The 22,398-nt window shown below is 73.5% G+C and carries 18 protein-coding genes and 1 pseudogene; 14 read left to right on the forward strand and 5 right to left on the reverse strand.

Annotation, left to right across the window (positions count from 1 at the left end):
- Positions 1 to 69 precede the first annotated feature (69 nt).
- The 3 genes from AB852_RS17985 (at position 70) to AB852_RS17995 (ending at position 3,642) form a co-directional block, all read left to right on the forward strand.
- The gene (locus AB852_RS17985) at positions 70 to 1,443 is read left to right on the forward strand and encodes a cytochrome P450 (protein WP_178391051.1); all 1,374 of its coding nucleotides are present in this window, start codon (positions 70 to 72) and stop codon (positions 1,441 to 1,443) included.
- 274 nt (positions 1,444 to 1,717) lie between these two features.
- On the forward strand, positions 1,718 to 2,848 hold the full coding sequence (locus AB852_RS17990) for a cytochrome P450 (protein WP_079184721.1): 1,131 nt from the start codon (positions 1,718 to 1,720) through the stop codon (positions 2,846 to 2,848).
- Positions 2,845 to 3,642 carry an enoyl-CoA hydratase/isomerase family protein gene (locus AB852_RS17995; RefSeq protein WP_073789511.1) on the forward strand — a complete coding sequence of 266 codons (798 nt, stop codon included), beginning with the start codon at positions 2,845 to 2,847 and terminating at the stop codon, positions 3,640 to 3,642. Before AB852_RS17990 ends, AB852_RS17995 begins: the two co-directional genes overlap by 4 nt.
- Positions 3,643 to 3,711: 69 nt before the next feature.
- Here AB852_RS17995 and AB852_RS18000 read toward each other — a convergent pair whose 3' ends face one another.
- Entirely contained in the window at positions 3,712 to 5,022 is a 1,311-nt protein-coding gene (locus AB852_RS18000; protein ID WP_245876847.1) for a helix-turn-helix transcriptional regulator, read from the reverse strand.
- Between the two features lie 740 nt (positions 5,023 to 5,762).
- Here AB852_RS18000 and AB852_RS18005 point away from each other — a divergent pair.
- Positions 5,763 to 7,109: a M64 family metallopeptidase gene (locus AB852_RS18005; protein WP_073789513.1), complete on the forward strand. Its 1,347-nt coding sequence runs from the start codon at positions 5,763 to 5,765 to the stop codon at positions 7,107 to 7,109.
- Between the two features lie 149 nt (positions 7,110 to 7,258).
- Here the strand turns inward: AB852_RS18005 and AB852_RS18010 are convergent, their stop codons facing one another.
- Complete coding sequence (locus AB852_RS18010; RefSeq protein WP_245876819.1) at positions 7,259 to 8,188, reverse strand: hypothetical protein; 930 nt, start codon at positions 8,186 to 8,188, stop codon at positions 7,259 to 7,261.
- A gap of 490 nt (positions 8,189 to 8,678) precedes the next feature.
- Between AB852_RS18010 and AB852_RS18015 the strand changes: the two genes are divergently transcribed.
- The 6 genes from AB852_RS18015 to AB852_RS18040 all read left to right on the forward strand — a co-directional run bounded on the left by AB852_RS18015 (position 8,679) and on the right by AB852_RS18040 (position 13,043).
- Positions 8,679 to 9,110 carry a hypothetical protein gene (locus tag AB852_RS18015; RefSeq protein WP_073789518.1) on the forward strand — a complete coding sequence of 144 codons (432 nt, stop codon included), beginning with the start codon at positions 8,679 to 8,681 and terminating at the stop codon, positions 9,108 to 9,110.
- A 142-nt stretch (positions 9,111 to 9,252) separates the two neighbouring features.
- Positions 9,253 to 9,699: a pyrophosphohydrolase domain-containing protein gene (locus tag AB852_RS18020; protein ID WP_073790404.1), complete on the forward strand. Its 447-nt coding sequence runs from the start codon at positions 9,253 to 9,255 to the stop codon at positions 9,697 to 9,699.
- 368 nt (positions 9,700 to 10,067) lie between these two features.
- On the forward strand, positions 10,068 to 10,451 hold the full coding sequence (locus AB852_RS18025) for a cell division protein SepF (protein ID WP_073789520.1): 384 nt from the start codon (positions 10,068 to 10,070) through the stop codon (positions 10,449 to 10,451).
- Between the two features lie 140 nt (positions 10,452 to 10,591).
- Positions 10,592 to 11,899, forward strand: coding sequence for an AAA family ATPase (locus AB852_RS18030; protein ID WP_073789523.1), 1,308 nt, complete (start codon positions 10,592 to 10,594; stop codon positions 11,897 to 11,899).
- Entirely contained in the window at positions 11,899 to 12,396 is a 498-nt protein-coding gene (locus tag AB852_RS18035) for a nucleotide pyrophosphohydrolase (protein ID WP_079184722.1), read from the forward strand. The genes AB852_RS18030 and AB852_RS18035 overlap by 1 nt, the downstream gene beginning before the upstream one ends.
- Positions 12,397 to 12,560: 164 nt before the next feature.
- On the forward strand, positions 12,561 to 13,043 hold the full coding sequence (locus AB852_RS18040; protein WP_073789525.1) for a DUF6099 family protein: 483 nt from the start codon (positions 12,561 to 12,563) through the stop codon (positions 13,041 to 13,043).
- A 248-nt stretch (positions 13,044 to 13,291) separates the two neighbouring features.
- On the opposite strand, the gene AB852_RS18045 is transcribed toward AB852_RS18040, so the two are convergent.
- The 3 genes from AB852_RS18045 to AB852_RS18055 all read right to left on the reverse strand — a co-directional run bounded on the left by AB852_RS18045 (position 13,292) and on the right by AB852_RS18055 (position 18,654).
- On the reverse strand, positions 13,292 to 14,215 hold the full coding sequence (locus tag AB852_RS18045; RefSeq protein ID WP_073789528.1) for an LLM class F420-dependent oxidoreductase: 924 nt from the start codon (positions 14,213 to 14,215) through the stop codon (positions 13,292 to 13,294).
- A gap of 123 nt (positions 14,216 to 14,338) precedes the next feature.
- Positions 14,339 to 17,077 carry a polynucleotide kinase-phosphatase gene (locus AB852_RS18050; protein ID WP_245876820.1) on the reverse strand — a complete coding sequence of 913 codons (2,739 nt, stop codon included), beginning with the start codon at positions 17,075 to 17,077 and terminating at the stop codon, positions 14,339 to 14,341.
- Positions 17,074 to 18,654, reverse strand: coding sequence for a 3' terminal RNA ribose 2'-O-methyltransferase Hen1 (locus tag AB852_RS18055; RefSeq protein WP_073789530.1), 1,581 nt, complete (start codon positions 18,652 to 18,654; stop codon positions 17,074 to 17,076). Before AB852_RS18055 ends, AB852_RS18050 begins: the two co-directional genes overlap by 4 nt.
- 342 nt (positions 18,655 to 18,996) lie before the next feature.
- Here AB852_RS18055 and AB852_RS18060 point away from each other — a divergent pair, with 342 nt between their 5' ends.
- From AB852_RS18060 to AB852_RS18075, 4 genes and pseudogenes are all read left to right on the forward strand, one after another.
- Positions 18,997 to 19,572, forward strand: a complete 576-nt coding sequence (locus tag AB852_RS18060) for a hypothetical protein (protein WP_143201249.1) — start codon at positions 18,997 to 18,999, stop codon at positions 19,570 to 19,572.
- Positions 19,573 to 19,633: 61 nt separating this feature from the next.
- Positions 19,634 to 20,389 (forward strand): class F sortase, encoded by a 756-nt coding sequence (locus tag AB852_RS18065; RefSeq protein WP_079184723.1) that lies wholly within the window; start codon positions 19,634 to 19,636, stop codon positions 20,387 to 20,389.
- 182 nt (positions 20,390 to 20,571) lie between these two features.
- Positions 20,572 to 20,889 (forward strand): annotated as a pseudogene (locus AB852_RS18070) (response regulator transcription factor); the annotation flags it as partial.
- A gap of 229 nt (positions 20,890 to 21,118) precedes the next feature.
- Positions 21,119 to 22,351 carry an arginine deiminase gene (locus AB852_RS18075; protein ID WP_073789535.1) on the forward strand — a complete coding sequence of 411 codons (1,233 nt, stop codon included), beginning with the start codon at positions 21,119 to 21,121 and terminating at the stop codon, positions 22,349 to 22,351.
- The last annotated feature ends 47 nt before the right edge of the window (positions 22,352 to 22,398 follow it).

A 22,398-nucleotide genomic window follows, 5' to 3' on the forward strand; every position in this document is an offset into this window, starting at 1 on the left:
CCACGGCACTTCGTCATCCACCGCCCGGGGCCCCCGCGTGGGCCCCGGGATCACCCTGAGGAAACACGCATGGACGCACATTCGGGGTCCACCCCGCAGACCCCTCCTCCCGGGTGCCCGATGCACCAGGGGCGGACACCCCTGTACGGGGAGGAGTTCGCCGCGGACCCGTACGGGACGTACGACCGGATGCGGGCCCAGGGCCCCGCGGTGCCGGTCGAACTGGCGCCGGGTGTGGACGCCACGCTGGTCATCCAGCACGAGGCCGCCCTGCGGGTCCTCCAGAACCCCGCGCTGTTCGTCCGGGACTCCCGGCGGTGGCGGGCCCTGAACGAAGGGCGGGTGCCGCTCGACAGCCCGGTGCTGCCGATGATGTACTACCGGCCCAACTGCCTGTTCTCCGACGGCGCCGAGCATCTGAGGCTGCGCAAGGCGGCCACCGACAGCCTCAACCAGCTCAACATGAACCGGCTCACCCGGGACGTCGAGCGCGTCGCCGACTATCTGATCGACCAGTTCAGCGAGCGGGGCGGCGCCGATCTGCTCCGGGACTACGCCAAGATCCTCCCGATGCTGCTGTTCAACCAGCTCTTCGGCTGCCCCGCCGACATCGGTGACCGGATGACCCGGGGGATCGCCGGGATCTTCGACGGCGGCCAGGACGCGATCCGCGCCAACGAGGAACTGACCTCGGCCCTGCTGGAACTCGTCGCACTCAAGCGGCGCAGCCCCGGCGAGGACGTGACGACCTGGATGATCCAGCACCACGCCGGGCTCACCGACGAGGAGCTCAAGGACCAGCTCGTCACCATGATGGCGGCCGGCATCGAGCCGCAGAGCAGCCTGATATGCAGCGCCGTGCTCCTGCTGCTGAACGGAAGCGGCACCGGGCACGGCAGAGGCACCGGACTGCTGGTCGAGGACGCCCTCGACAACGTCCTGTGGAACAACTCGCCGCTCGCCAACTACGCGACGCACTTCCCGGTCCAGGACATCATGCTCGGGGACATCACCCTGCGGGCCAACGACCCGGTCGTCATCAGCTTCGCCGCGGCCAACACGGACCCCAGCCTCACCGACGCCCGGCTCACCCTCAGCAAGGGCGCCCATCTGGCGTTCGGCGCGGGGCCGCACACCTGCCCGGCGAAGTCCCCGGCCCGGGTGATCGCCATCGCGGCCATCGAGCGCATCCTCAACGCCCTGCCGGACCTCGCCCTCGCGGTGCCCGAGGAGAAGCTGGAATGGCGCCCCGGCCCCTTCCACCGGGCCCTCGTCTCGATGCCGGTGCACTTCAGCCCGGTGCCGGCCCGCCGGGTCCCGCCCCGGCCCGCGGCCCCGGCCCGCGCCGCCGACGGCATGATGCCCGGCCCCCAGGGCGCCAGGACCGAACCGCGGAAGCAGAAGGGCTGGTGGAGTTCCTTCCTTGATGTCTTCCGTATGTAGGAAGCGCACAAGAAGGGCACATCCACGGAGGCCCTGCGACTATTCTCCGGGAAGGTGACACAGGCAACACTCAGAGGCTCATGACTTGGGTAGGAGGGTGGGTAGGTTTCGCCCGCCCCCCTCCCCTCCCAGTTCAAGGAGCCCCTGAGTGACTTCCGTGGGTGAAAGAGTCGACATATCATCTGATCGCCGTGCCGTCGTGTCCCTGATGCGACGACTGCGGTCACCCGAAGGGCAGGCAAACCCCGCGGGGATCTACGACGCTTTGCACGCGATGGGCGACGTCGTCCCCGCCCCGTGGAACGCCTATCTCGTCACCGGCTACGAGGCGTGCAGCCAGGTGCTGCGCGGCAGGAACTGGCTCGCGCTCGACGCCGCGTGGCAGGAGCGCCAGCCCGAGAACTACCGCTGGCACAACCGGGCATCGTCGGACATGAACAAGACGCTCACCCGGCTCAACGCCCCCGACCACCCGCTCCAGCGACGCTGCCTGGGCAATCTCTTCGGCCGGGACACCATGAACACGCTGACCGACCAGGTCGAGAAGGACGTCGGGCGGCTGCTCGACGGGCTGTCGGACGCCCTGGCCCACGGTGAGGCCGACTACGCGGACCTGGTCGGGGAACGGCTCCCGATCAGTACCGTCGGCGGCTGGCTGGGCATCCCGGCCGAGTCCCACCCGAAGCTGGTCCGGCTCGCCCATGTCCAGGCCTACTCGCAGGAACTCCTGCCCTCCCCGGTCCAGCTCGCCGACGCCTGCGACGCCAGCGCGGAACTCTGGGACTTCTTCGCCGCACTCGTCGACGAGCGCCGGGCCGCCCCCGCGGACGACACCGTGTCCCACTGGATACGGGACCTGGACGCCGCGGAACCCGACCGGGAGGTGGTCGACGAGATGCTCCGCGCGCTGACCTTCTTCATCGCCCTGGCCTCGCTGGAGACGACGGCGACGTACCTCTCCAGCATGGTCTGGCAACTGCTGCGCGAACCCGGCCGGTGGTCCTGGCTCGCCGACCACCCCGAACACATCGACCACGCCCTGGAGGAGGTCCTGCGCTACGACCCGCCCATACGTTTCAACACCCGCTACGCCCAGGAGGACATCGTCCTGGCGGGCGTACCGATACCGAAGGACAGCATGGTGCATGTGATGTACGGCGCGGCCAGCCACGACCCCCGGCGCAACGAGGACCCGCACTCCTTCGACATGCTCCGCCAGGGCAGCCATCTGAGCTTCGGCGCGGGATCCCACTACTGCATGGGCCCCGCCCTCGCCCGGCTGGAGGCCAGGGCGCTCCTCGTCGGACTGTTGAAACGCTTCCCCGGACTGCGGGTCACCTCGCCCCCCGTCTACGAGCCGCGGATGGCGATCCGCCGGGTGGCCTCCATGGGCGTGTCGGTATGAGCGAGGCGATCGCCGCGCCCCTCCCGCCCGCCGCACGGACCGGGTGTGTCGCCGTCACCCGTGACGACGCCGTTCTCACGGTACGGCTCGACAGCCCTGGCAACGGCAACGCGGTGTCCGAGGCGATGCTGGACGAACTCCTGGCCGCCCTCGTGGACCCGGACCCCGAGGTCCGGGTCATCGTGCTGTCCGCGGCGGGCGACGACTTCTGCCTCGGCGGGGACCGTGCTGAGTTCGGACTCCTGGCGGAGGGCGACCCCACGGGGCGTCAGGTGCAGCGGATGGGGACCAAGGCCCGCCGGGTGGTCGAGGCTCTCACGGACAGTCCCGCCGTCACCATCGCCCGGGTGCAGGGACGGGCCATCGGCGCGGGACTCGCCCTCGCCCTCGCCTGCGACCTGCGCGTCGGCGCCGAGACGGCCACCTTCCGGCTGCCGGAACTCGCCCTCGGGATGCCCACCGCGTGGGGCGGCGCGCTGCCGCGGCTGCTGCACGAGATCGGCGCGGCACGGGTACGGGAACTCGTCCTCACGGCTCGCGTGTTCCGCGCCGAGGAGGCCCACCGGCTGTCCGTGCTCCAGAAGGTGGTGCCGGAGGAGTCGCTGGACGCCGCGGTACGGGCCTGGGCCGGGCCGATCGTGCGCCGCCCCGCGATGGCTCTGCGGATCACCAAGGCGATGCTCACCTCGTACACCGCGCCGACCCGGCTCGCGGACCCCACGGGCCTGGACGCGGAGCTGCTGGCCGCGGTGGTCGGCGCCCGGTACCACGCGCGGCCCGGCGAGACCGTCTGACACCCGCTCCCGAGGGCGCCGGGCCGGCCGACCGGCCGGGCGTCCTCTCCTGGCCCGCCGGGGGTCACCTCACAGCGGAGGGCTCGCGGGCGGGGGCCCGAGAGTGGTGGTGCCGGGCGCCGCGCGATGCCCGAGCCCGGTACGGTACGCGTCCAGCGCGGCCTCGGTACGGCCCGCGCGGCGCAGCAGATCCCCGAGCAGCCGGCAGATGTCCGCCAGATCGCCCGCCGCACCCGCGTGTTCGAGCAGGGCGAGCGCCCGTACGTAGTGCTCCTCGGCGCTCTCCGTGTCCCCGCGCCGCTGCGCGATGAGCCCGAGCAGCCGGTGCGCGCCGCCCGCGTGGACCGAACCCCGCTCCGGGCTCAGCCCCCCGAGCAGTTCCCCGAGCAGCGCCTGCGCCTCGGTGTCCTTGCCGCGCCGGTGCAGCACCCCGGCCAGCTCCACCCCGACCTGATGGGTGTAGAGGGTGGCCCGGCGGGCCGTCAGCATGTCCCGCGCGGTGCGCAGTTCGGCCTCCGCACGCTCCAGATCGCCGTCCTGGGCCCGGACATAGCCGCGCATCCAGTGGCACAGGGCGAGCTCCGCGCCGATCTGGAGCTGCTGGTAGTAGGCGGCGGCCTTGGCCAGCGAGGCGTCGGCCTCGGCGGCCCGGCCCTCCGCGATCAGCGTACGGGCGACCCCCCGGTGCATCCGGGCGACCAGGGCCGGGTCCGACACCCGGGGGGCGAGCGCGAGCGCGAGTTCCGCCGCCTGGGCGGCCCGCGCGTGGGCGCCGAGGTCCATGTACGGGCCGATGGCCGCCGTGTACAGCAGCACCAGCGCGTCGGGGTCGTGCAGCCCGGACGCGTTCAGCTCGTCGAGCGCGTTCTCGACCAGGTAGCAGGCGTAGCGGAGTTCTCCGGCCAGCAGATGCGCCAGAGCGCGGCCCCGGATCGCGGGCACCCGCCGCGGCAGCGGCACCCCGAGCCCGGTCAGGACGGCTTCCGCCGCCTCGAAGTGCTCACGTGCCGCGTCGAGCTCGCCGGTCTCCAGCGCGCACTGGCCGAGACCGACCAGGGCGGTCGCGCGTTCCTGGTCCAGCCCGTGCCGTCCGGCCTCCCGGGCCAGCTCCGCGTACCGTTCGGCGGCCCGCGCCGGGTCCTGGGTGGCGAGGACGCGCTGCGCCTCGGTGAGCCGCAGCCGCAGCCCGGTCGCGAGATGGGCGGGGCGTCCGGTGGCCAGCTCCTCGTAGCTGCTGCCCAGCCGTTCGGCGAGATGACGCAACGCCTTCTCGGAGGGCTGGACCCGCCCGGCCTCCAGGGTGGAGATGTACGCGGCGGTGTACGCGGGCTCGGCGAGCTGGCGCTGGGTCAGCCCGAGCGCGGCGCGCAGCCGGTGCACCCGGCGGCCGATGGCCCCGGGGGAGCCGTCCGGGGCGGAGGGGGCGGCTGGGGTGTCGGCGGCGGCTGGGGCTTCCGGGTCGTTCGGGGTGTCCGCAGTGGTCACGGTCGCGGTGTCCGGAGTGTCCGCGGCGGGCACGGTCGTGGGCACGGTGTCGGGCGTGTCCGGGGCTTCCCCGGCCGCCCCGGTGAGGTCCCCGGCGGTGTCCGGGGCCGTGCCGGGCGGGTGGTGCGGTGCGGGGCCGCCGCCGGATGGTCCGTCCGCCGTTCGTCTGCCTGTCGCCCTCTGCGCCACTGCCGACCTCTCCCCGCTCCGTCGTCCCACGATCAGGCCCATGACGTGCCGTCACGCCCCACCAGCCTAGGGCCGCACGGATGCCCGGCCCGCGCGCCCGATGGGACGGCCGCTCTCGCGACCGACCCTCCGGACCGGGCGGAACCTCCTCTGGGCCAACCGATCCTGACGGTGCTTCCCCGTGCCGTACCCGCTTTGGGCCTTGCGCCCGGCGTCCGGCGATTCTAAGTTAAGCCGTGATTCAACTGCGTTTAAGAACGCAGTTAAGCACTGTACGGCCCGTACCGTCCCCGGCCGTACCCCCTGCCCGATCCGGCTCCTCAACCGGCCTCACCACGGCCGGGCGCGGTCCGGTCCGCCCGCCACCCGGACGGACCCGGACCGCGCCACCCCGGTGGCCGCCCCCCGCAACGCCCCGCCCCGATCCACGCACCCAGGAGACTCCCGTGCGCATACGTCCCCGCGTCGCCGCCGTCGGCGCGACCGCGCTGCTCTGTGTCGCCGCCACCGCGGCCGGCCCGGCGGCCGCCGCCCCCGAACCGTCCGGCGCGGGCGCCGGGAAGGTGTCCGTCGAGTACTTCCCCTCGCCGGACGCCGAGGGCAGGTACACCGAGGTCCCGGCCTCCGCGCCCGGCAGGCTCACCGCCCAGAAGCGGTCCGCGCCGGACCGGGCCCCCGCCCGGGCGGCGGTGGGCGCGATCCAGGACACCGGCCCCACCGACGCCCGGCTGGACCTCGTCGTGATGGGTGACGGCTACACCGCCGGCCAGCAGGGGGACTTCCAGGCCGACGCCAGGGCCAAGGTCGAGGCCGTCTTCCAGATCGAGCCGTACAAGAGCTACCGCGACCTGTTCAACATCTGGGTCGTGGACGCCGTCTCCCAGGAGTCCGGGGTGTCCGGCGACCCCACCAAGGGCGTCGTACGGAACACGGCGCTGTCCTCGTACTTCTGGTGCGGTGACATCGAGCGGCTGCTGTGCGTCGACATCGACAAGGTCAGCGCGCACGCCGCGCGGGCCCCGGCCGCCGACATCGTCTTCGTCCTCGCGAACACCACGATGTACGGCGGCGCGGGCTACAGCGGCGTCCAGAACGACGTGGGCTACGACGGCATCGCCACCATGTCCTCCGACAACGACCGCGCCACCCTGATCGGGGCCCACGAACTCGGCCACTCCATCGGCCATCTCGCCGACGAGTACACGTACGACAGCTACGGCCGCTACCAGGGCGCCGAGCCCGCCGACCGCAACTCCTCCGTCCACCAGGCGCCCCACCAGCTCGCCAACCGCGTCAAATGGTGGCGCTGGATGGGCGAGCAGGACCCGGCCGGCGGCACGGTCGGCACCTACGAGGGCAGCGGCTACCACCCCCAGGGCCTGTACCGGCCCACCGAGAACTCCCTGATGCGCAAGCTCGACACCGACGCCTTCAACCACGTCGGCCGCGAAGGCATGATCAACGGCTTCTACCGCTACGCCAAGGCACTCACCACCACCACACCCACGGACCGCCCGGTCCGGTCGGACCAGCGGCTGCGCGCCCGGCTCGCCGACTTCGACCGCAAGGGCATCGCCCGGGTGGAACTGCGCTGGTACGTGGACGGGGCCGAGGTCCGCAAGGCACGCGGGGAACGCGTGGTGACACCCCGTGAGCTGGGCGTCCGCAAGCACCGGGGCCACTGGCACGGCAGGACGATCACGGCGAGGGCGGTCGACACGACCTCCGCGATCCGCGACCCGCAGGTACGGGAAGCCGCGAGCAGCACGGTGACCTGGACCATGGCCCGGTAGCCGGTAGCCGGTAGCCGGTAGCCGGTAGCCGTCAGCCGTCAGCCGTCAGCCGTCAGCCGTCCGCCGGAGGCGGGTGGGCGCGGACCGCCGGTGCCCCGAGGTCAGAGCCTCGGGGCACCGGCGGTCCGGGAACAGGATCGGGATCGGGATCAGGACTGCGGCGAGTACGCCACCACCCAGTCGGAGTCCCGGTAGTGGGTGGACACCCCGGTCCCCTCCTGGGACTTGTCCGGCGGTCCGGAGCTGGGGAACAGCGAGGGCGCGACAGGACGTCCCAGCCGCTCCTTCCACCCGGTCGCCCACTTCGCGAGATCCGGGAACGCCTCCCGGACCGCGGTCCGGTTGACGAAGCTGTACTTCGGGTGGATGAACCCCGTCCGGAGCTCGTCAGCGGTCAGCTTTCCGTCGTTCTTCAGCTCGTCCCACTTCTTACGGGCCTCGGTCACCATCACATCGGACGACACATGGAGGTCACCGTCGCTGGGGCCGACCGGCTTCCCCTTCTCGTCGAGCGCCCCCAGCTTGTACAGCGTCTCGAAGGGACGGCGGGCCGGCCGCTCGGCGGGCGGGGTGGAACCCATCCACTCCCGGAACCGCTCCAGCGCCACCGGCTGCCCCGCCAGCTCCCGCTCGGTCGGGAAGTTCTTGTGGCGGCCCGAGAAGAAGAACGCCCAGGATCCCTGGAGCCGTACGTCGTAGTCCTGGGGACGTTCGCAGGCCCCGCACAGCGCCGTGTACAGGGACGACGACATGTCCTTGAACTGCTGCGGAGTGGTGCCCAAGGGCGCCTGGTAGCGGCGCCACCAGTCGACCTGCCGCCACTTCAGCCCGAGGAACGCCAGGTCCCGGGTCCGGACGCGGTACCCCGTGTCGTCGCGCGGCCACGCGCGGAGCCCCGCGCGCTGACTTCCCGGGACCCTGCCGTCGGCGTCGATGAGCCCCGCGCTCTGCGCCGCCCGGCGCCGCTCGGCGAAGCCGGGGTCCGCCTCGACGGCCGTACCCGCACCGACGGCCTGCCCGTGCGCGCCGCCGAGGGGCCGAGGGGCCGCGACGGCGGTCGGCGTGACCGAGGGACCCAACAGAACGAGAGCCGCGGTGGCCAGTACTCCCAGCCTCCGACACCGATGTGACACCGTCTACCTCCAGCAGGATCGGACATGTGGTCCGCGCTCCTCGCGATCCACATGCCGGTCAACGTCCGCCCCGACCCGCGGACACGGCCCTGGAGTCCGATTTCGTCCTCCCGGGCGGCCCGCACCGGGGCCCGCCGTGCGCCTGTGCCGCTCGCGGTGCGGGACCGTGCGCGTACGGAACGTCCCCCGCCCCGGGCTCCCGTCGGACCCGCCCCGCCCCGCCCGGCCCGGCCTGAGCACGCGCCCCTGGACGCACGCCGCCGGACCCGCGCTCCGGACCCCGCCCGCAGTACCCCGCAGTACCCCGCCGTGCCGCCACGGGTACGGCGGGCCCGCGCGGTGTACAACGGAAGGTGTCCCCCGGTCCGGGGCGTGCCGACGGATCTCCCCGGGCCCGGCCCAGCAGTCCGTCACCGTACGGGAGGCGGCGCCCGCCATGCCCAGCGTCCAGCACTACGGCCAGGAGTACATCGACGGCAGCCGCGCCCGGATCACCGCCCGCGTCGCGTCGTACCGGCGGCTCGCGGCGACCGCCGCCGAGCTGGGCGGGGAGGCGAAGATCGCCTTCCAGACCTCGCTGCTCGCGTTCGAGCCGGTCTTCTTCAACGATCTGCTGCTCGCCCTGGAACTCCACTTCGCCCACCGCGCGCCCGGACCCCGCGACGCCTACGGCGACCCCCTCGAAGAGGTACGGCTGCTGAGCGAGGCCCTGCTGACGGGGGACGGCACACTGCGCGCCGACCCCGGTCCGGACCGGCAGTCCTCGGTGCTGGGGCTCGCCGCGGGGGACCGGGTCCGGCTGCGCGAGGCGGACTTCGTCCGGCTGGCGGCCGCGTTCTTCACGGAGGCCGAACGACGGCTCCGCTAGCGCTTCGGTACCGCCGTCCGCCCCTCCCGCCCCTCGGCCCCCATGGGGCGCCGGGGTGCTTCCCCGGCCCGGCGACGGCCGTGGCGGCGTCCCGGTAGATTCCCGTTCCGTGCGTACATCATCTGCTGACCCCACTGGCCCCATCGGTTCCACTGGCACCGCCGCGTCCTCCGCCCCGTCGCCCGCGCGGTTCGTCCGGGAGTTCCACCGGGCGTTCGGGCTCGAAACCGGCAGCGTTCCCACCGAGGTCCCGCCGACGCTCGCCGCCCACCGGCACGACCTGCTGGCCGAGGAGGTCGCCGAGGTGGCGGAGGTCGCCGTGGACGGACCGCTCGACAAGATCGCCCATGAACTGGCGGACGTGGTCTACATCGCCTACGGCACCGCCCTGGTCCACGGTATCGACCTCGACCAGGTGATCGCCGAGATCCATCGCGCCAACATGACCAAGCTCGGTCCCGACGGCACACCCCAGGTACGCGCCGACGGCAAGGTCCTCAAGGGCGACCACTACGTGGCCCCCGATGTGTCGGCGGTCCTGCGCGGCCAGGGCTGGGACCCGGCCGGGGGCCGCCCCACCGAAGGCTGAGCACCCCTTGCGTACCGTCCAACGTCGCGCCGTACCGGGTGAGTTCCCGCGCGGCGCGACGCGGTTCGGCCATGTCGCGGGGAGTTGACCGCCCCTCAGCCGACGGGACCCGGCCGGCCCCGTCAGCAGGCCAGTCGTTCAGCCGCCCGCGGTGCGGCCGAGCACGGACACCCGTCCGTCCAGGTCCGCGCGAGACACCCCGCCAAGGAGGATTTCCGTGCCCCGGTCGCGGGGTACGTCCTTCGTACGACCGTCGGATTTCCGTCGGCGGTCGACTCCCACCCGTGTCGCTGTTGGGCCGATCGGGTGAGGTGACGTAAGAATGGTGTGGTGCGTAAGACGAGTGCGAGCCAGGACGGGGTGGGCCGTTGAACAGCCACGACGTCACAGATGAACAGTGGGAGGGGCTCGCCCAGGTCGTTCCGCTCCGGGGGCGGGACGAGTGGCCCTCATGGCCGGGCCACCGGGCCGAACGCGAACCCGAGACCGAACCCAGACGCCGTTTCGTGGTACTGCGGGTCAATGTCTTCTCGGATGCCCGAGAGGTCGCCGAGACCCTGATGTCCGGCATCCCGGTGCTGCTGGACCTCACCGGCGCGGAGACGGATGTCGCCAAGCGGGTGCTGGACTTCAGCAGCGGGGTGGTGTTCGGCCTGGGCAGCGGGATGCACCGGGTCGACCGGAACGTCTTCCTGCTGGCCCCGCCCGGCACGGAGATCAAGGGCCTGGTCGCGGGCGCGTCGTTCCCCTGACCCGGCCACCGCGCCGACGGCCGCCGGGCCGGGGGCTGCCGGAACTGATCCGGCAGCCCCCGGCCCGGCGTTCCCCCGTTCGTAGGAAAGCCGTACGGAGGTAACGGTTCGCCGCCACCGACGGTCCCTACCGTCCAGGGATGACCCCGCTCACCCTTGCCGGGGCCGCCCCGGTCCTGCGACCGCCGGTCCGGCCCGGCCTCACCGAACTGCGTCTCACCGCGTGCGCCGCGCATCTGGGCACCACCTTCGGATGCGGCCCGCTGACGTTCCTCAGCGGCCCGAGCGGCAGCGGCCGTACGAGCGCCCTGCGCGGGTACGAGGCACTCGCGCGGCTCGGCGGCGGTGCCCCGCTCGACGAGACGTTCCCCGACCCCGGCGCCTGGGTACCGGAACGCGCCCGCCCCGACCCGCAGCGGCGCCGGGGGTTCCGGCTCGGCTGCACCACCGCAGGCCCGGCCGGTCCGGTGCGGCTCGACCTCACGATCCAGGCGGAACCCGAACTGCGGCTCGTGGCCGAACGGCTGACCACCGCCGACGGCACCGTCCTGCTCAGCAGCGCGCTGCGCGACCCGCGCCGCCGCACCGTGCAGGCCGCCTGGCACACCGGCGGCGGCGCCCGGGTGACCCATGCCCCGCTCCCCGACGACCGGCTGGGCACGGCCCTGCTGCCACTGCGGGTCGCGGGCAGCACCGAAGGACAACGGCTGGTGCTCGCCGCGGCCGAACAACTCGTCGTCTCCCTGCGCTCGGTGTTCGTCTGCGATCCGCGCCCCGACCGGATGCGCGCCCTTGCCATCGCGACCCCCGCCACCGCGCCCGGCCGTGCCGGAACGCGTCCGGGTCCGGAGCACGGACGGCTGCGGACCGACTGCGGGAACCTCGCCGCGGTGCTGCGCCGCACCCGCGCGGAATGCCCCCAGCGGCACGCCAGGTTCGTCGTCGCCGCCCGCGCGGGATGCGCCGGTCCCGTGGCCGATGTCCGGACCGAGGACCGGCCCGACGGCACGGTCCGCGCGGTGCTGGACCGGGGGGACGGCCATCTCACGCCGCTGCACCGGCTCGGGGACGGCGAGTTGCGCTATCTCGCCCTGGCCCTGGTACTGCTCACCGGGCCCGGGGTGCTCGACGTGGACCCGGTGGCCGAGGTCCCGGCCGCGTTCCAGTGCCTCACGGTCCTCGCCGACGACTTCGACCGCTGTCTGGACAACCGGCAGACCCGGGCGCTGGCCCGGCTCGCCGCGTCGATGTGCGCACGCGGCCATGTGCGGCTGGTGGGCTCGGTACGGGACGCCACGGCGGTCCGGGAGGGCGTCGCCGCCGCCGGAACGGCCGCGGACGGACACCACCCGGCCGGTGACGGATACGGGGCCGGTGACGGATACCGGTCCGAGGGCGGACACGGGTCGGAGGCCGGGATGCTCACCGTGGTAGACCTGGGACGGTGATGCCGACGACCCCTCAGCCCCCCGGTTCTCCGCACCCCCGCCACCCCGGCGCGGGGCCGTCCGCCGTACCGCCCGCGCCCGGATGGCCGGGACCCGACGGTGACGGCGACGGGCCCTCGGCGGCGGAACTGGGCCGCCGGCTGGTCGCGTTCGCCGAGGCCCGCCACTGGCAGCCGTTCCACACCCCGAAGAACCTGGTCGCCGCGCTGAGCGTCGAGGCGTCGGAACTGGTCGAGATCTTCCAGTGGTCGACCCCCGAGGAGTCCGCGCGGGTGATGGAGGATCCGGGGCAGGCACACCGGGTCAGGGACGAGGTCGCGGACGTGCTCGCCTATCTGCTCCAGTTCTGCGCGGCCGTGGGCGTGGACCCGCTGACGGCGCTGGCCGCGAAGATCGAACGCAACGAGCAGCGGTTCCCGGCCCCCACGCCCGGCCGTTCCGACGGCACGGACCGCCCCGCACCTGTGGACGAACCGGAGCGCACTCCTCCCCGTTAGTCACTCTCCGGAGTGGTGGGCGGTGCGTGAATCGACTTGTTGTCCACAGATTTCGGCCTTCCTCTGGTTCTTCGTCTCAGATGCGCTCACTCTGGGTAATGGATTGAGGAGAGGTGCCAGGAGGTGTTCCGCCTCCCGGTATCCAGGAAGGCGGGGGCAGCGCTATGGACGCGGTGCGACTCATCAAGGCGACCGGCGGGGCACTGGCGGCGAGCGAGGACGCCGCGGAGGTCATGGTCGAGTCCTGGCAGGCCCAGGCACTGGCCCAGGCGGTGGGCAGCAGACTCGCCGTCACGGGGCTGTCCGAGCTGCGGGGCGAGGCGCTGGGGCTGAGCGAGATCGGCGGCCGGGGCTGCTCCGCGCTGCACATCCCGTCCCTGGGCCCCGACGGCATACGCGCCGCGCGGCTCACCGGGATCGCGGACGTCCATGTCACCCTCCACGCCCTCGGCGATCTGCTGGGCGAGGTCGGTATCGCCCTGGTCGGCATCGCCAGCGCGGCGGAGGACCAGGGGGCGTACTGGCAGTGCATGGAGGCGATCGACGCGGCCGACGAATGCCGTGACCGCGTCCTGGAGATGATCCGCCGCCTCCCGCCCCCGGACCGCACCCTGCCGGGCCGGGACCTGGGCGCGCAGAGGTGGTAGCGGCGGCCGAGGGCACACGGCGTGGGGTACGCGGCCTTGTCGGGCGGGCGGTCCGTCGGGCACGCGGGCTGTGGGACGCGGGAAGCCGGTGGCGGGCGGGACGGGGTGCGCGGAGCCGCTGGTGTGTGGGGTGGGATGTGCGGGGCCCGGGTGCGCGGAGCCGCTGGTGTGTGGGGCGGGGTGCGCGGGGCCCGGGTGTGCGAGGCCGGGTACGGGCGGCCCTTGGGCGCGCCCGTACCCGGTGCGGCTCACGCCACGTGCGGCATGACCTCGGCGGCGATCAGCTCCAGATGGTCCAGGTCGTCCAGGTCCAGCATCTGGAGGTACACCCGCTGCGAGCCGACCGCGGCGTACCGGCCCAGCTTCTCCACGACCTCGGCCGGGGAGCCCGCGAGCCCGTTGGCCTTCAGCTCGTCCACCTCACGGCCGATCACCGCCGCCCGCCGGGCGACCTCCTTGTCGGTGCGGCCCACACAAGCCACCAGCGCGTTGGAGTACACCAGCTCGGAGGGGGCCCGCCCGGCCTCCTCGGCGGCGGCCCGCACCCGGCCGAACTGCCGCTCGCTGTCCTCGATCGACGCGAAGGGGATGTTGAACTCATGGGCGAAGCGCGCGGCGAGCGCGGGGGTGCGCTTCGCCCCGTGCCCGCCGATGAGGATCGGCAGCGGGGACTGCCGGGGCTTCGCCAGTGCGGGGGAGTCCTTGAGCTGGTAGTACGTGCCGTCGAAGTCGAAGCGCTCACCGACGGGCGTGTTCCACAGCCCCGTCAGGATCTCCAGCTGCTCCTCCAGCCGTCCGAACTTCTCCTTCGGGAAGGGGATGCCGTACGCCGTGTGCTCCTCCTCGTACCAGCCGGAGCCCAGGCCCAGCTCGACCCGGCCGCCGGACATCTGATCGACCTGCGCCACCTGGATCGCCAGCACACCGGGCAGCCGGAACGTGCCCGCGGTCATCAGGGTCCCGAGCCTGATCCGCTCGGTCTCCCGGGCCAGACCGGCCAGGGTGGTCCACGCGTCCGTGGGACCGGGCAGCCCGTCCACCGCCCCCATGTGGAGATAGTGGTCCGACCGGAAGAACGCGCTGTAGTTCAGTTCCTCCGCGGTCCGCGCCACCCGGAGCAGCGTGTCGTACGTGGCGCCCTGCTGGGGCTCGGTGAAAACTCGAAGATCCATGCCCCCATCATGCCCGCCGCCCCCCGGTCCGGCCCGGACCGGGGACGTCACCGCTGGTCAGCGGGGTGCCCCGGCACGGCGGGCGCTCCGCGTCCCGGGGCCGGGGCACGGAGCGCGTACCGCTCACAGCCGGGGGTCGACCGGCTCCGACTCCAGGGCCAGTACCGCGAACACCGCCTCGTGGACCCGCCACAGCGGCTCCCCCTCGGCCAGCCGTTCCAGCGCCTCCAGCCCCAGCGCGTACTCGCGCAGTGCCAGCGAGCGCTTGTGCCCGAGGTGCCGCGAGCGCAGCCGTTCCAGGTGCTCGGGACGGGTGTACTCGGGTCCGTAGACGATCCGCAGGTACTCCCGGCCCCGGCATTTGACGCCGGGCTGCACGAGCCGGTCCCGCGCGCCCCGCACCAGCGCCTGGAGCGGCTTGACCACCATGCCCTCGCCCCCGGCGCCGGTCAGCTCCAGCCACCAGTCGACACCCGCGCGCACCGACTTCTCGTCCCCGGTGTCCACCATGAGGCGCCGGGTGCCCTGGAGCAGACCGGTCGGGTCGTGCTCCACCAGCCGGTCGAGGAGGGCGAGCTGTTCGTCGTGCGGCAGCCCGGCCAGCGACCGGCCACGTACCGCGAGGATCTGGAACGGCGCGAGCCGTACCCCGTCGAGACCGTCGGTCGGCCGGCAGTACCGGCGGTACGCCTCGGTGAACGCGGCGGTGTCCACGGCCCGTCCGCGCTGCGCGTCCGCCAGCCCGCCGACGTCGACACCCCGCGCGGCGGCGGCCTCCAGGGCCGCGACCGCCCTCGGCAGGGCCGCGCCCGCGGCGGCGCCGACCGCCGCGTACTGCGCGCGCAGCAGCCCGGACGCCTTCAGCGACCAGGGCATCAGCTCCGCGTCGAGCAGCAGCCAGTCGGTGTCCAGCGCCTCCCAGAGCCCGGCCTTGCCGGCGGCCGTCCGCAGCCGTCCCAGAAGTTCCTCGGTGAGCGCCGCGTCGTCCAGGAAAGGGCGACCCGTCCGGGTGTAGAGGGAGCCGGTGGGACCGTCGACCCCGAACCGCTCACGGGCCGCCGCCGCGTCCCGGCAGACCAGGACCACCGCCCGGGAGCCCATGTGCTTCTCCTCGCACACCACCCGCGCCACCCCGTCGGCCGCGTACTGGGCGAACGCCTCCGCCGGGTGCTCCAGGAAGCCGTCCTGCCTGGAGGTGGCGGTCGGGGCCATCGTCGGCGGCAGATACGGCATCAGCCGGGGGTCGACCGCGAACCGGCTCATGACCTCCAGCGCCGCCGCCGCGTTCTCCTCGCGCACCGCGACCCGGCCCCCGTACCGGGTCTCCACGGTCCGGCGGCCGTGCACGTCGGACAGGGCCAGGGGCCGTCCGTCGTGCCCGCCGGGCACCTCGGCGACCAGCGGCCGGACCGGCTCGTACCAGACCCGCTCGGCCGGGACGTCCACCAGCTCGCGCTCCGGATAGCGCAGCGCCGTCAGCTTCCCGCCGAACACACAGCCGGTGTCCAGGCACAGGGTGTTGTTCAGCCAGCGGGCCTGCGGCACCGGGGTGTGGCCGTACACGACGGCCGCGGCGCCCCGGTACTCCTCCGCCCACGGGTAGCGCACCGGCAGCCCGAACTCGTCGGTCTCCCCGGTGGTGTCCCCGTACAGCGCGTGCGAACGCACCCGGCCCGAGGTACGGCCGTGGTACTTCTCCGGCAGACCCGCGTGCGAGACGACGAGCCTGCCGCCGTCCAGCACATAGTGGCCGACCAGCCCGTCCACGAACGCGGCGACCTCCGCCCGGAACTCCTCGCTCTCGCGCTCCAGCTGCGCCACCGTCTCCGGCAGCCCGTGGGTGAGCCGCACCTTGCGGCCCTTCAGCCAGCGGCCCAGCTTGTTCTCGTGGTTGCCGGGCACGCACAGCGCGTTCCCTGCGGAGACCATGCCCATGACCCGGCGCAGCACCCCGGGACTGTCCGGTCCCCGGTCGACCAGGTCGCCCACGAAGACGGCCGTACGGCCCTCGGGGTGGACCCCGTCGGCGTAGCCGAGCGCGGTGAGCAGTGTCTCCAGCTCGGAGCGGCAGCCATGGACGTCCCCGATCAGGTCGAACGGTCCGGTGAGGTGGGACAGGTCGTTGTACCGCTTCTCGGTGACGATCCGGGCCGCGTCGATCTCCTCGGTCCCCCGCAGCACATGGACCTTGCGGAAGCCCTCGCGCTCCAGTCCCCGCAGCGAACGCCGCAGTTCGCGCTGGTGACGGCGGATCACATGCACGGGCATGTCCGCGCGGTCGGCCCGCTCGGCGTTGCGCCGCGCGCACACCGCCTCGGGCACGTCGAGCACGATCGCGATGGGCAGGACATCGTGCTCCCGGGCCAGCCGGATCAGCCCGGCCCGCGCCGAGGACTGCACATTGGTGGCGTCCACGACGGTCCGGCGGCCCGCCGCGAGACGCTTGCCCGCGATGTAGTGGAGCACGTCGAAGGCGTCGCCGGACGCCGACTGGTCGTTCTCGTCGTCCGCGACCAGCCCCCGGCAGAAGTCGCTGGAGAGCACCTCGGTCGGCCGGAAGTGTCTGCGGGCGAAGGTCGACTTGCCGGAGCCGGACGCTCCGACGAGCACCACGAGGGACAGATCGGTGACCGGCAGCGTGCGGGCGGGAGCCCCCGGCGCGGTGACGAGCGCGGTGTCCGGTGCGGTGTCCGGTGTGGCTACCTGCGCGGCGTGCCGAGCGATGTCTGGTCCGGTGTCCGGTGGGGCGTCCCGCGTCGTGTCACGTGAGGCGTTCTGGGGCGTGGCCCGGTCGGTGTCCCGTGCTGCCCGCGATCCGGTGTCCGACGCGGACCCCGCGCCGGTGTTCACTGCGTCGTTCATGCCGCTCCGTCCTCCCTCACCGCGTCGGTGGGCGCGTTGCCCGTGTGCGAGACATTGCCCGCGTCCGCGAGAGTGCTTGCGCCTGTGCCCGCGAGAGTGCCCGTACCCGCCCGCTCGGCCGTACGCGCTGTCGGGTTCGCTTCGTCGTCCCGCTGGAACAGGGCGAGCTGGGTGGGCGGGCCCACCTCCGGGTCGTCCGGTCCGACCGGTCGCAGCTCCACGGTGTAGCCGTGGCGCCGGGCCACCGAGCCTGCCCACTCCCGGAACTCGTCGCGACGCCACTCGAACCGGTGGTCGCGGTGGCGTACCTGCCCCGCGGGCAGCGACTCCCAGCGCACGTTGTACTCGGAGTTCGGGGTCGTCACCACGACCGTCCCGGGGCGCGCGGCTCCGAACACGGCGTACTCCAGCGCGGGCAGCCGCGCCGGGTCGACATGCTCGATCACCTCGCACAGCACGGCCGCGTCGTACCCCTCCAGCCTGGGGTCCGTGTACGTGAGCGAGCCCTGGAACAGCGTCACCCGCGCCGCCTGCCGCTCGCCCATCCGGTCCAGCCGCAACCGCCGCGCGGCGACCGCGAGCGCCCGGGTCGACACATCGACCCCCGCGATCCGCGTGAAGCGCGGGTCCTTCAGCAGGGCCTGCACCAGCTGTCCCTGACCGCAGCCCAGATCCACGACCCGCGCCGCGCCGCTCTCACGCAGCGCGGCCGTGATCGCCTCCCGGCGGGCCACCGCCAGCGGCACGGGCTTCTCCTCGGTGTCCGTGGCCTCGTCGACGGCGTTGTCGATCTCCTCGATCCCGGTGCCGTCGCTCTCGGCGAGCCGCTCCAGCGCCAGCCGTGCCAGCGCGGTACGCGCCAGGGCCCCCCGGTGCGACAGATAGCGGCCCACGATGACCTGCTGCTCCGGGTGGCCGGCCAGCCAGCCCTCCCCGGCGCGCAGCAGTTTGTCGACCTCGTCCGGCGACACCCAGTAGTGCTTGGCGTCGTCCAGCACCGGCATCAGTACGTACAGATGCCGCAGGGCCTGGCCGAGGGTGTGTTCCGTGCCCTCCAGGACCAGGTCCACACAGCGGGAGTCGCCCCACTCGGGGAACCGCTCGTCCAGCGGCACCGGGGTCGCGGTGACCGTCCAGCCGAGCGGCGCGAACAGCGCGCGCACCAGCTCGGGGCCGCCCCGCGCGGACAGCGAGGGCACCTCGATCCGCAGCGGCAGCGGCTGCGCGGCCCGCTCGGGCATCGCCTTGCACCGACCGCTCAGCGCGCTGGAGAACACCCGGGCGAGGGCCACCGCGAGCAGCGAGGTCGCCGCGTAAGGACGGTCGTTCACATAGCTCGCGTGCGTCGGATCGGGGGAGCCCCCCGGGCCCTTGCTCCGGCGGACCAGCGCCACGGGGTCGACCTCCAGCAGCAGCGCCGCCGTGCAGCGCCCGGGCGCCGCCTCCGGGTAGAAGACGTGCGCGGTGCCATGGGACGTGGAGAACGCCTGGCAGCCGTCCGGGTGCTTGTGCAGCAGGAATCCCAGGTCGGTCGCGGGACGCTCGGGGGTACCGGTGGTGGTGACGGTGAGAAGCACCTGTACGAGTATTCCCCCGCCGCCCGTCCGGAGCGAGGGACTTTTCCCGCGTACACCCTGCTCCCGCCCGGCCGGACCCGCGAGGGGGAGTGCGCCGTACGGGGCCGGGCCACCCGCGCGGACGTACCGCCGGAAGATCACCTGAGTGGCCCGGCGCGGGCGGCGGTGACCTGCGGTGATCCCCTGCGGACGGGGCGGTGGGGCGGGCCGCCCCGCTGGTGCGGGGAGCCGGTGGAGATGCGCTCGCACCCGACGGACCGTCACATGAGGGTGCGACGGCACCGGCTCTCGTCAGCGTGCGGGCAAGGCCCCGCACGCGGCTGGCGCCTGACGGAGGATCAAATGAACGCTCGACGCATGCTGGCCTCGGCCGGGGTGGCCGCGGCCACGGTCGCCCTCACCGCGCCGCTCGCCTTTGCCACCGGCACCCCGGCGGGCGGGGAGCCGGGACCGCGGCCCGGCGCGGAGACGCTGTCGTTCTCGCCGAACCCGGTCCGGGCCGGGAACCACACGACGGTCCGCACCTTCTCCTGCGGCAACAGCCGGTCCGCGACGGTCAACACGGAGTCGCTCGGCGGACGCCATGTCCGGCTCACCCGGGACGGCCGCGGCGGCGACGGCCGTGACCAGGACGCCGGGCGCGGCCAGCAGCTCGGGGGACGCGACGAGCTGAGCGGACGCCTCGACGTGCCCTGGAACACCCGCCCCGGCCGTTACAACGTCCACGGGACGTGCGACAGCGGCGCGCGTCTCACCGGAGTGCTGGAGGTCGTGCCCTCGGGCGGCTCCCACGCGGGGTTCGGCGGTGACCGGGACGGCTCCGCGGTGGCGACCGGTGCCGGAGCCGTACTGATCACCGGGGCCGCGCTCGGCGGCGGATACCTGTACCGGCTGCGGCGGGTGCGGCAGGCCGTCTGAGGTCCGCCGCCCGGGGGCGGTCGGGGGGCCTGTGCGCGGCGGGTGACGAGGAGGGTTCGGTATGGATCGGTATACGGGCGGTTCGGGCCGTGCGGGTGTTCCGGCCGTTGCGGGTGGTACGGAACAGGGCCGTGACGAGGGCGAGGTGCTGCGGGCGGCCCTCGCGGCCCATGAGCGGGCGAGCCGCGCCGAGACCGGCAGACGGCTGCGCGTGGGCTGGTCCTCGATGGCGCTCGCGGTCCTCGTCGGAATCCGGCTGGTGCAGGGCGAGCCGCCCGCCGAGCCGCCACGGCCCACGCCCGCCGCGGCCGTCCGGGCGGCACCCTCCGGCCCGGCCGCCCGGAGCGCCCACGCCCCCCTCGCCGTCAGCCGCCCCGCCCGGGTCCTCGTCCCGGCCGTCGGGGTGGACGCGCCGCTCCAGGACATCGGGTACGACCCGCGCGGGCAGATCGCGGCGCCGCCGCCCGACCGGCCGGACCTCGCGGGCTGGTTCGCCCAGGGCCCCACCCCGGGCGAACGGGGCACCGCCGTGATCACCGGCCATGTGGACACCCGCACCGGCCCGGCGGTCTTCTACCCGCTCGGCGCCCTGGACAAGGGCGCGACCGTCGAGGTGCCCCGCGCGGACGGCCGGACCGCCCTGTTCACCGTGTACGGGATCGAGGTCCTCAAACGCGACGGGTTCCCCTCCGAGCGGGTCTACGGCGATCTGGGGCGCGCCGAACTCCGCCTCATCACCTGCGGTGGGACGTTCACCGGTGAGGCGGGCTACGACGCCAACGTGGTCGTCTTCGCGACCCTCAGCGGAGTCCGCTGAAGCCTTCCGGCGGGTCAGGGGTTCTTGGGGTCCCCGGGGTCTCGGGGTCCCGTGGGCCTGTGGGCCTGTGGCCGGGTGGTGCGCGGTTCCCCGCGGGGCGCCTTCGCTTGCGCCTCCGGGTCCTCTCGTGCGGGCGCACTTGTTCCTGTGCGGGTCGTTCATGGGTGCGCGGTTCCCCTCCCGACCGGATCGGTCAGGTCGAGCAGTTCCTGGACGCCCTGCGGACCGTCGCGGGCGGGGGCACGGTCGTCGACCCCGAGGTCGTCCGCCAGTTGCTGCGCCGCCGCCGTGACCCGCTGGAACGGCTGACGCCGCGTGAGCGCGAGGTGCTGGCGCTGGTCGCCGAGGGCCGGTCCAACAGCTCGGTCGCCCGGGAACTCGTCGTCTCCGAGGCGGCCGTGGTCAAGCACATCGGCAACATCCTCGCCAAGCTCGACCTGCCGCCCGCCGGAGACACCCACCGCCGGGTACTCGCCGTCCTCGCATACCTGCGCGCCTGAGCGCCGCCCGAGCAGCGCCTGAGCCGAGCTGAGCCCGAGCCGAACCCGAGCCGAACCCGAGCGGCGCCTGAGCCGAACCCGAGCGGCGCCCGACCGGCGCCCGAGCGACGGCGGCGACCCGCGCGGCGCCGCCGCCGACGAGCGCCCCTCCTCCACGGGCCGGGCGGGCTACCGTCGGCGGATGAGCGAACGCCGCGCCCGATGCGCCGCGTCGGGGAAGGATGGCTCCATGGGATTCCACGTCGACTCCGAGACCGGACGGCTGCGCCACGTCATACTGCACCGGCCCGACCTGGAGCTGAAACGGCTCACGCCCAGCAACCGCGACGCCCTCCTCTTCGACGACGTCCTGTGGGTGCGCCGGGCCCGCCAGGAGCACGACGGGTTCGCGGACGTCCTGCGCGACCGGGGTGTGAGCGTCCATCTGTTCGGTGACCTGCTCACCGAGTCGCTGGAGGTGCCGGAGGCCCGGGAGCTGGTCCTGGACCGGGTCTTCGACGAGAAGGAGTACGGTCCGCTCGCCACCGATCATCTGCGGGCCGCGTTCGCGCGGCTGCCGTCGGCGGAGCTGTGCGAGGCGCTGGTGGGCGGGATGACGAAGCGTGAGTTCCTGGAGCGGCACGCCGAGCCCGTCTCCGTCCGCTTCCATGTGATGGAGCTGGACGACTTCCTGCTGGACCCGCTGCCCAACCACCTCTTCACCCGGGACACCTCCGCGTGGATCTACGACGGTGTCTCCATCAACGCGATGCGCTGGCCCGCGCGGCGCCGCGAGACCGTCCACTTCGAGGCGATCTACCGGCACCATCCGCTGTTCCGGCCCGCCTCGGCGGGCCCGTTCCACATCTGGTCCGAGGGGCAGACCGACTACCCGTCCACGATCGAGGGCGGGGACGTCCTGGTCATCGGCAACGGCGCGGTCCTCATCGGGATGAGCGAGCGCACCACCCCGCAGGCCGTCGAGATGCTGGCGCAGCGGCTCTTCGCGGCCGGTTCCGCGCGCACCACCGTGGCGCTGGACATGCCCAAGCGGCGGGCCTTCATGCACCTCGACACGGTGATGACGATGGTCGACGCCGACACCTTCACCCAGTACGCCGGTCTCGGGATGCTCCGCTCGTACACCATCGAACCGGGCGACGCAGCGCATGAACTGAAGGTCACCGACCATCCGCCGGAGCAGATGCACCGGGCGATCGCCGCCGCTCTCGGCCTCAGCGAGATCCGGGTGCTCACCGCCACCCAGGACGTGCACGCGGCGGAGCGGGAGCAGTGGGACGACGGCTGCAACGTCCTCGCCGTCGAACCGGGGGTCGTCGTCGCGTACGAGCGCAACGCCACGACCAACACGCATCTGCGCAAGCAGGGCATCGAGGTCATCGAGATCCTCGGCAGCGAGCTGGGCCGTGGCCGGGGCGGCCCGCGCTGCATGAGCTGCCCGCTGCAACGGGACCCTGCGTGACCGGGGTGACCGGGGTGACCGGGGTGGACTGAGCGACCGCGTGACCG

The organism is Streptomyces uncialis, from assembly GCF_001905345.1.
Lineage (GTDB): Bacteria > Actinomycetota > Actinomycetes > Streptomycetales > Streptomycetaceae > Streptomyces > Streptomyces uncialis.

Coding starts and splice junctions, on each gene's coding strand:
- AB852_RS17985 (WP_178391051.1), top strand. CDS start 70: ATGGACGCACATTCGGGGTCCACCCCGCAGACCCCTCCTCCCGGGTGC.
- AB852_RS17990 (WP_079184721.1), top strand. CDS start 1,718: ATGGGCGACGTCGTCCCCGCCCCGTGGAACGCCTATCTCGTCACCGGC.
- AB852_RS17995 (WP_073789511.1), top strand. CDS start 2,845: ATGAGCGAGGCGATCGCCGCGCCCCTCCCGCCCGCCGCACGGACCGGG.
- AB852_RS18015 (WP_073789518.1), top strand. CDS start 8,679: ATGCCCAGCGTCCAGCACTACGGCCAGGAGTACATCGACGGCAGCCGC.
- AB852_RS18030 (WP_073789523.1), top strand. CDS start 10,592: ATGACCCCGCTCACCCTTGCCGGGGCCGCCCCGGTCCTGCGACCGCCG.
- AB852_RS18035 (WP_079184722.1), top strand. CDS start 11,899: ATGCCGACGACCCCTCAGCCCCCCGGTTCTCCGCACCCCCGCCACCCC.
- AB852_RS18040 (WP_073789525.1), top strand. CDS start 12,561: ATGGACGCGGTGCGACTCATCAAGGCGACCGGCGGGGCACTGGCGGCG.
- AB852_RS18045 (WP_073789528.1), bottom strand. CDS start 14,215: ATGGATCTTCGAGTTTTCACCGAGCCCCAGCAGGGCGCCACGTACGAC.
- AB852_RS18050 (WP_245876820.1), bottom strand. CDS start 17,077: ATGAACGACGCAGTGAACACCGGCGCGGGGTCCGCGTCGGACACCGGA.
- AB852_RS18060 (WP_143201249.1), top strand. CDS start 18,997: ATGAACGCTCGACGCATGCTGGCCTCGGCCGGGGTGGCCGCGGCCACG.
- AB852_RS18065 (WP_079184723.1), top strand. CDS start 19,634: ATGGATCGGTATACGGGCGGTTCGGGCCGTGCGGGTGTTCCGGCCGTT.
- AB852_RS18075 (WP_073789535.1), top strand. CDS start 21,119: ATGGGATTCCACGTCGACTCCGAGACCGGACGGCTGCGCCACGTCATA.